The 8,848-nt window shown below is 73.3% G+C and carries 6 protein-coding genes and 1 pseudogene; 5 read left to right on the top strand and 2 right to left on the bottom strand.

The annotated features are described in order from the left end of the window. Positions 1-287 precede the first annotated feature (287 nt). Positions 288-602: a hypothetical protein gene (locus DY245_RS35570; RefSeq protein WP_128511226.1), complete on the bottom strand. Its 315-nt coding sequence runs from the start codon at positions 600-602 to the stop codon at positions 288-290. Between the two features lie 199 nt (positions 603-801). After that, entirely contained in the window at positions 802-1,494 is a 693-nt protein-coding gene (locus DY245_RS35565; RefSeq protein ID WP_128511225.1) for a FadR/GntR family transcriptional regulator, read from the bottom strand. A 438-nt stretch (positions 1,495-1,932) separates the two neighbouring features. Between DY245_RS35565 and DY245_RS35555 the strand changes: the two genes are divergently transcribed. From DY245_RS35555 to DY245_RS45515, 5 genes and pseudogenes are all read left to right on the top strand, one after another. Beyond that, positions 1,933-3,306 carry a hypothetical protein gene (locus DY245_RS35555; RefSeq protein WP_128511223.1) on the top strand — a complete coding sequence of 458 codons (1,374 nt, stop codon included), beginning with the start codon at positions 1,933-1,935 and terminating at the stop codon, positions 3,304-3,306. Between the two features lie 20 nt (positions 3,307-3,326). Then, a complete protein-coding gene (locus tag DY245_RS35550) occupies positions 3,327-4,355 on the top strand; it encodes a glutamate ABC transporter substrate-binding protein (RefSeq protein ID WP_244943479.1) in 1,029 nt (342 codons plus the stop codon). A 184-nt stretch (positions 4,356-4,539) separates the two neighbouring features. Next, positions 4,540-5,865 carry a hypothetical protein gene (locus DY245_RS35545; RefSeq protein WP_128511222.1) on the top strand — a complete coding sequence of 442 codons (1,326 nt, stop codon included), beginning with the start codon at positions 4,540-4,542 and terminating at the stop codon, positions 5,863-5,865. Then, complete coding sequence (locus DY245_RS35540) at positions 5,862-8,453, top strand: serine/threonine-protein kinase (protein ID WP_128511221.1); 2,592 nt, start codon at positions 5,862-5,864, stop codon at positions 8,451-8,453. Before DY245_RS35545 ends, DY245_RS35540 begins: the two co-directional genes overlap by 4 nt. 1 nt (position 8,454) lies before the next feature. After that, positions 8,455-8,848, top strand: a pseudogene (locus DY245_RS45515) (protein phosphatase); the annotation flags it as partial.

Here is an 8,848-nt window from a genome sequence, read left to right as displayed (position 1 = left end):
GGGTGGCCCTCCCCTCTGGTCCGTGGTTGGGCGACCCTTGGTCCGTGGTTGGGCGGCCCTTGGTCCGTGGTTGGGCGGCCCTCGGTCCGTGGTTGGGCGGCCCTCGGGGCAGTCCTCCCCCCTGGTCCGTGGCTGGGGCGGCCCTCGGGGGGGGTGGCCCTCCCCCCGGTCCGTGGCCGGGGCGGACCTCCGGGGGGTGGCCCCTCCCTGGGCCATGGCTGGGGCGGACCTCCGGGGGCGGTCCGCCCCCTGGTCCGTGGCTGGGGCGGACCTCCCCCGGCCCCTCCTCACCCCACCTGCACGCTGTCCCCCCGGTGTGTCTCCGTGCGTTGGCCGGGGGCGAGGATCTGGTCCGGGGGTGGGGTGGGGGGATCGTTGTGGTTGCGTTCCGTGACGATGGTGATGTGGTGGTTGGTGTCGTTGATGATGAGGGTGGCGTAGCCGTTCAGGCGGTGGTCGAGGGGGTAGCTGCCGCGGGGGTCGATGTATGTGGTGGTGCCGATGGTCAGGAAACCGCTGGCCGAGGGGGTGGCGTCGGGGGCGGCGCGGGCTCTGGTCGTGGCTGCGGTGAGGGGGGTGAGGAGTTTCTTGATGCGGCGCATGGGGGTGCCTCCGATTCGTCAGGCGCGGGTGGGCCGTGCCGGTCGCTGGGACGAGGGTTGACCTTCGTCACTCAGCGTAGTCGGAGGTGGGGGTGCCGGTCAGCGGCGCGCGGAAGTGAAACGTGGGGCGTGGAGTGTGGCGTGTGCGCCGTCGGGCCAACGGGCTGACGGAGACAGAGGCGGAGGCGGAGCGGAAGGCTCAGTCGTCCAGGGGGAGGGCGAGATCCCGTACGTGGCCGGCGAGGAGCAGAACCGCGGCGTCCACGGCGGCCTGGGGGTCCTGGGCACGGATGGCGTCGGTGAGGCGGGAGTGCGGATCGGCGGGGGCCGCGGTGGCGGTGTCCAGGCAGGCGGCGCGGCGGAGTTCCTCGCGCAGTGCGGCGCTCAGGGAGCGGTAGATGTCGGCGAGTACGGGGTTGTCGCCGGCCTCGGCGACCAGGACGTGGAATTCGGCGTCGGCGGCGGTGAAGGCGTCGGCGTCGTGTGCGGCGAGGGCGGCCCTTCGGCGGGCCAGCGCGGCCTCGATGCCGGCGAGTTGGGCGTCCGTACGGTGTTTGGCGGCCTGGCGGGCGGCGACCACGTCGAGGCCCTGGCGGACCTGGGTGACATGGCTGAGCTCGGCGCGTTCGAGGCGGCGGCGGAGGGCGACCGCGCTGTCGTCGTCGGAGATCACGAAGGTGCCGTCGCCCTGCCGGGGCTCCAGGAGGCCGGAGTGGACGAGGGAGCGGACGGCCTCGCGGACCGAGGCGCGGCTGACCCCGAGGGTTTCGGAGAGGGCGCTCTCGGGCGGGATACGGCTGCCCACCGGCCAGATGCCGGTCACAATCTGGGTGCGGATCTCGTCGGTCGCGGTCTCCACCAGCGACACCCTGCCCTTGCGGACCGGCTGCATGAGATCACTCCCTCTTGGCATGTCATCACGGGCACGTCGTCTTTGGGCACGTCAATACGGTCATGTCGGAGATGACCTTGGGCGGGTTCGCCGGTTGTCCGGCGGCGCCACCCGGTGCCGTGCCTCCGTCACCCGTCACCCGGCACCCGTCACCCGGCACCCGGCCACGGCACCCGGCACCCGGCACCCGGCACCCGGCACCCGGCCACGTCACCTGATGTCTGACGACTCTCCGGTAACTGTAATGCCGGTCGCGGTGGCGCGACCGCCCCGTTGTGCGTCGCGATCCGAACAAGATCAGGTCAATAGCGGTGTGCTTGTCAGCGGCGGCGGACATACTGCTGCCCATGCACCGGTCCTTGTCGTGAGCGCCCTCGGGCGCGGTGCGCGGGGGCCGGGCCCGCAGTCAGCGACCTAGGGGGAGGATCTGTGTCGTCCGTGTCGACCAGCAGCGTGCCGGCGCCCGCCTCGGGACGCCGGCCGGCCTGGGCCGAGGGGCTGGACGAGCTGCGTGCCGCGGCGACGACCGAACCGGGCCGGCTGCGGGTGATCGGTGCCGTACTCGCCCTGCTGGTGGTGCTGTTCGGGGCGGTCACGGCCTGGCAGATCTCGGACCGGGCGGCGGCCGCGGACGATGTGGTGGAGCGCAGTCAGCCGCTGACCGCGGATGCGGCGAGCATCTACCGTTCGCTGGCGGATGCCGATACGACGGCCGCCGGCGGGTTTCTGGCCGGCGGGGAAGAGAGCAGGGCGACGCGTGAGCGCTATGGCGCCGATATCGCGACGGCGGCGGAGCTGCTGACCAAGGCGTCACAGAGCACCCGGGGTTCGGACGGTGCGGGTGCGCAGATAGCGCGGCTCAGCAGGCAGCTGCCGCGCTATACGGGGCTGGTCGAGACGGCGCGGGCGAACAACCGGCAGGGGCTGCCGCTGGGCGGCGCGTATCTGCGGTATGCCAATGAGCAGATGCGTACGGAACTTCTTCCGGCCGCACGGGCGTTGTACGACGCGGAGACGGACCGGCTGGCGGCCGATTACGACGAAGCCAAGGCGCGGCCGTGGTTCGCGCTGGCGGCCGGGGTGCTGGCGATCGGTGCGCTGGGGTGGGCGCAGCGGCGGCACTACCGGCGCACCAACCGGGTGTTCAACCGCGGGCTGCTGGCCGCGACGGCGGCGTCCGTCGCGGTGCTGTTGTGGCTGGTGGCGGGGCATACGGTAGCGCGCACGGGGCTGACGGCCTCCTATGAGCACGGCGCCCGGTCGTTGCGGGTGCTCAATGAGGCGCGGATCGATGCGCTACAGGCGCGCGGGGACGAGAATCTGACGCTGGTGGCGCGCGGTGCGGTGCTGACCGAGGGGCAGCAGGATTTCTACGAGGCGGGCTTTCGTTCGGGGATGAAGGATCTGGCGGGCCCGGGCGACCATGGTGCGGCGGCGGCGAAGAGCAGGCTGGGCGCGGCGCTGGCGCTGGCGGACGACGAGGCGGGGCGGGGCCCGGTGCGCGATGCGCTGACGCACGTACGGCAGTGGCAGGCGCGCCATGCCGAGGCGCGGACGGCGGACGACAAGGGTGATTACGACCGGGCGCTGGCGAAGGTGATCGGCGCGGACGGTTCCACCGGTGAGTCCTTCGACCGGGTGGCCGCGGGGCTGCAGAAGGCGCTGGTGCATGAGCAGGCGGAGTTCCGGTCGGCGGCGGACGACGGGCGCGGGGCGCTGGGCGGGTTGCCGGTGGGCGCCGGGGTACTGGCAGCGTTGGCGGCGGTGGGCGCGGTGCTGGGCATCGGGCGCAGGCTGGCGGAGTACCGGTGATGGGGCCTGGTGATGGGGACATGAGGGTGCGCGCGCGAGGGCTGATGAATCTGCGTGCCGTCCTGGCGCCGATCGCGGCCGGGATGTGTGTGATGGCGGCGGCCGCGGCCGTGCTGGTGCCGACGCTGGGCAGTGATGCCGAGGACGACGGGCCCGGCCGGGGCGGTCCGTCCTCGCCCGCGGCGACGCATCGTGCCTACGGTCCGGGGGCGGCGCCGGCCTCCCCCGCCCTCGCGACGTGCACGGAGCAGAACGCGGCGGAGAGTCTGCGGCCGTCGCCGGACGACGGTGCGGCGGTGGAACGGATCAAGGAGAAGGGCCAGTTGGTCGTCGGGGTCGACCAAAACACCTACCGGTGGGGGTATCGCGATCCGGCCACCGGCAAGCTGGAGGGCTTCGACATCGATCTGGCGCGGGCGATCGCCGAGGACATCCTGGGGCCGGATGCCAAGGTCGTCTTCAAGGCGGTGCCGACCAACCAGCGGATGCCCGCACTGCGGAAGCGTTCGGTCGACATGGTGGTGCGGACGATGACGATCAACTGCGCGCGCAAGGAGCAGGTGGCGTTCTCGACCTCGTACTTCCAGGCGGGGCAGCAGGTGCTGGCCCCGAAGACGTCGAAAATCAAGGCGTTCGACGATTCACTGCGCGGCAAGCGGGTGTGCACGGCCGCGGGTTCGACGGGTGAATCGGAGCTGGCGGCGCAGCGGCACGGCGCGCAGGTGCTGACCGTGCCCAATCAGCTCGACTGTCTGGTGCGGCTGCAGCTGGGTGAGGCGGATGCGGTGGTCACGGACAATGCGCTGGCCGCGGCGCAGGCGGCGCAGGATCCGGCGGTGGAGCTGAAGGGGAAGCCGTTCACGGACGAGTCGTACGGAGTCGCGATGAACAAGGACGACACGGATCTGGTGCGGCGGGTCAACAAGGTCCTGGACGACTACCGGGGCGACGGGGGCGCCGACAGCCCCTGGATGCGGGCGTACCGCAAGTGGCTGCGGGCCGATATGCCGGGGATATCGGGGCCGCCGTCGCCGGAGTACAGCGACTGATCGCCGAAGGAGCGAGTACCGCGCAGGAACCGCCCCAAGGAGCGGAGTACGTGACCGATCGCCCCATGGGGCGGTCCGATGCCGTTCACTAGGGGCAGGGATGAGAAAACGGAAGGAGCCTGACCGCAGCAGCTGCCCCCTCGCAGCAACCGCCGTGCACCGTACGCGTATTGGAGAGTGATCGATGGGGGTCCCTGGACCCTTCCCCGGTTCGCCGGGGAGGCCCGATGCCCCGGTGCTGGGCCGGGAGGAGGTGGATCGCGCCCTGGCGCGGCTCGGCGCCGAGTACGAGGCGATCGAGACCTCGCTGCTCGCCCTGCAGGATCACGCGGGGCGCCGGCTGCTGGAGGGCGCCGATCTGTCGGGCACCACCAAGGAGCGCTGGGCCGCCACGGAGCGGTCCATCACGGTCCTGTGGTCGCTGTTCGACGCCTATACGGCGGCGTTGGAGACGGCGCGTGAGCTGCGGGCGCGGCGGCGCTGGCCGTCGCCCGAGGAGCTGGCGGAGCTGTCGGAGCTGCTGCACGGCGAGGGGGTGACGGTGCCGGGTGCGGCCGCGGCGGGCGGCGGCGCGGAGAGCGGCCCGGCCCTGCTGAGCGAGCGGTTCAGCCTGGAGCAGCTCGTCGAGCGGATGAACGGGCTCTATGCGCGGTCGCTGGATGTGATCGTCGCGGCCGACGCGGTCTGGTCGGCGCTGCCGGCCCGGATAGATCTGCTGTCCGCCGAGTTGCAGCGGACGCGTTCGCTGGCGCATTCGGTGGGGGTGCGCCCCGGTGAGCATCCGGCGGGTGACGACCTGGAGCGGATCACGGACGAGCTGGTGCGGCTGCGCGCCCAGGTGATCGCGGATCCGCTGGCGTTCTGGGTGTCGTCGTCGACGGGGAGTTCGGCGCCCGGCGGGGGCCGTCCGGACACCGGGCGCTACGACCGTGCGGCCCGTGCGCTGGAGGACATCCGGCGTGAGGTGGCGGCGGTGCTGGATGTGCGGCAGGACGCGGAGCGGCGGCTGATGCAGCTGCGCGACGTGCTCTCCCGCGCCGACCGCACGCTGACGGAGGCGCGGCAGGCCCGTGGCGAGGTGCTGGCGAAGATCGCCGCGTCGGAGGTGCCGGCGGTCAGCGGCCCGTCGACGGCGTTGCACGAGCAGCTGGCGGCGGCCGCCGAGTACCGCAGACGGTCGCAGTGGCACCGGCTCTCGCCGCTGCTGGAGCGCCTGGAGGAGCGGGCGGAGGACGAACTCCACCGTGCCCGCGAGTCGTTGACGGCGGTGACCGCGCCGCTCGCGGTGCGTGCCGAGCTGCGCGGCCGGCTGGACGCGTACAAGGCGAAGGTGGCGCGGCACGGGATGGCGGAGGATCCGCTGCTGGTGGAGCGCTACGACGTGGCGCGCCGGATGCTGTGGAGCGCACCGTGCGATCTGCGGGCGGCCGAGCAGGCGGTGTGGCGCTATCAGCAGGCGGCTGCGGAGGCGTTGGTTCCGCAGCAGCTGGAGGGTAAGGGGGACTGGTGACGGAGCGGGCCGACGAGCGCTGCCAGCGGCGGGGCTGCACCGGCGGTTACGAGGATGTCGGCGGCGGCGAGCTGTACTGCGACCTGTGCGGTCTGGCGCCGGTGGTCTCGCCGGGCGGTCTGCTGTCCTCGCCGCCCACGGGTCTGACGGGCCGGGCGCTCACGGGGGCGACGGCCGCCCGCGAGGCGGCCGGGGCGCTGCTGACCATCCCCTCCCCCGCGCCCGGTTCAGCCGGTTCGGCCGGTTCGGCGCCGTCCGGCCGCTCGGCGTCGTCCCGGCGCTCGGTGTCCGGGCGGCTCTCGCGCGCGCTGTCCGGCGGTGACCGGACCCGCGACGTATCGGCGGTGTCGGTGCACAGTGCGGGCAGCGGCTCGTCGTCCGGGTCGGCGCGCGGGCGGCTGGGCGCGGGCCTGGTGACGGTGCCGCAGGTGCCGCGGCCCGATCCGCGCGCGGCGGTGCTGGAGGATCCGGAGGTCCCCGAACGAAAGCGGTTCTGCAGCCGCGCGGACTGCGGGGCGCCGGTGGGCCGGGCGCGCGGTGAGCAGGCGGGCCGTACGGAAGGGTTCTGCACCAAGTGCGGCCATCCGTACAGCTTTGTGCCCAAGCTGCGGGCCGGTGAGCTGGTGCACGGCCAGTACGAGGTCGTGGGCTGTCTGGCGCACGGCGGGCTCGGCTGGATCTATCTGGCGATCGACCGTGCGGTCTCCGACCGGTGGGTGGTGCTCAAGGGGCTGCTGGACACCGGCGACGAGGAGGCGCTCGCGGTCGCGATGTCCGAGCGGCGCTTTCTCGCCGAGATCGAGCACTCCAACATCGTGCGGATCTACAACTTCGTGGAGCATCTCGACCGGGCGACGCGCAGCCTCGACGGCTATATCGTCATGGAGTACGTCGGCGGTATGTCGCTCAAGGACATCGCCAACGACCGGCGCACGCCCCAGGGGCGGCGCGATCCGCTGCCCGTCGAGCAGGCCTGTGCGTACGGCATCGAGGCCCTGGAGGCGCTCGGGCACCTCCACAGCCGTGGCTTGCTCTACTGCGACTTCAAGGTCGACAACGCCATCCAGCAGCAGGACCAGCTGAAGCTGATCGACATGGGCGCGGTGCGCAGGATGGACGACCACGAGAGCCCGATCTACGGCACGATCGGCTATCAGGCGCCCGAGATCGCCGAGCTGGGCCCGTCGGTCGCCTCCGACCTGTACACCGTCGCCCGTACCCTCGCCGTGCTCACCTTCGACTTCCAGGGCTATACGAACGTCTTCGCGGACTCGCTGCCCGATCCCGACAACATCGAGGTGTTCCGCACCTACGAGTCCTTCTACCGGCTGCTGGTGCGCGCCACGGACCCGGACCGGGCGCGCCGGTTCGCCTCTGCCCAGGAGATGGCCGAGCAGCTGACGGGCGTGCTGCGGGAGGTGGTGGCGCTCCAGTCGGGCGAGCCGCGGCCGGCGCTGTCCTCGCTGTTCGGGCCCGAGCTGCGCGCGGTGGACACCGAGTTGCTGGCCCCGCAGGAGGGCGACAGTTCGCTGCTGGGCGCGCGCGGGGCGGCGCCGGTGCGGCCCGCGGCTCCGGAGTCCGGCGGTCCCGTACTGCGTCCCCTGGATGTGGCCGGCGCCGCCCTCGCGCTGCCGGTGCCGAGGGTGGATCCGGGCGATGCCAACGCCGGGCTCCTGGCCGGGCTGCTGACCGCCGCCCCCGCCGAACTCCTGGGCGCGCTGCGCTCGGCGCCCGCCGACTCGCTGGAGATCCGGCTGCGGGAGCTGCGCGCCCGCCTGGAGACGGGCGATGCCGCGGCGGCGCAGGCGGTGCTGGAGGCGATCGCGGCGAAGCCCGCCGAGGAGTGGGCCGCCGCGGGGCGGCGCGGTACGGCGTCCGAGCAGTGGGGCGCCGACTGGCGGGTGGTGTGGCACCGCGGCCTGGTGTCGCTGACCGCCGGGGACCGCGAGAGCGCCGCGCTGGCCTTCGACGCGGTCTACGACGCCTTCCCCGGCGAGCCGGCACCGAAGCTGGCGCTGGGCATCTGCGCGGAGCTGCTGGGGCAGTTGGACAACGCCGTGGAGTACTACCGCCTGGTGTGGGCGACCGACCGCAGCTATGTCAGCGCCGCGTTCGGGCTGGCCCGGGTGCGGCTGGCGGCGGGCGACCGCAGGGGTGCGGTCGAGGCGCTGGAGTCCGTCCCGGAGTCGTCCATCCACTACACCGCGGCGCGGATCGCGGCGATCCGCGCACGGCTGCGGCAGCGCCCGCCCGGCGATCCGCTGCCGGCGGATCTGCGGGCGGCCGCCGAACAGATCGAGGCCCTCGCGGACTTCGGCCTGGACGCCGAGCGCCGGGAACAACTCACCACCGAGGTACTGGGCAGCGCCCTGGACTGGGTACTCTCCGGTAGCCACGGTGCCGGACCGGACGGCGAATCGGCCAGCACCGAGCGGCCGGCGCTGCTCGGCAGCGCGCTGGACGAGCGGGGGCTGCGGTTCGGCCTGGAGCGGTCGTACCGCCTGCTCGCGCGGCTGGCACAGCGTGGCGAGAAAAGGATCGAACTGGTGGAGCGGGCCAACCGCTTCCGCCCCAGGACGTGGGTGTGACATGGGTGTGACTGGGCCGTCCCGGTGTCCGGGGTGCGACGAACCGCTCGATGCGGCGGACAAGTTCTGCGGGCGCTGCGGCGCCGCTCTCCTGGCGCCCGCCGCGCCGTCGGCGTACGGCGCCCCGCCCGCGTACGGCGCCCCTGCCGTACCGCCGATGCCGCCGGTACCGCCCGTGCCACCGGTGCCGCCCGCGCCTGCCGGCCCCGCGGACCCGTCGCCTCCGGACCCGCAGACCCGTCTGTCGTACGGGGGTTACGGGGGGCACGGTGAGGTGGGCGCGCCGCCGGTGCCCGGCCATGCTCCGTCGGTATCCGGCCATGCTCCGTCGGTGCCCGGCCCCGCCGCGCCTGCCGGCCCCGCCGCGCCTGCCAGCCCCGCCGCGGTGGCCGACA

This window comes from Streptomyces inhibens, from assembly GCF_003389455.1.
GTDB classification, from domain to species: Bacteria; Actinomycetota; Actinomycetes; order Streptomycetales; family Streptomycetaceae; genus Streptomyces; species Streptomyces inhibens.
This window is presented reverse-complemented; position numbering and strand designations above follow the sequence as displayed.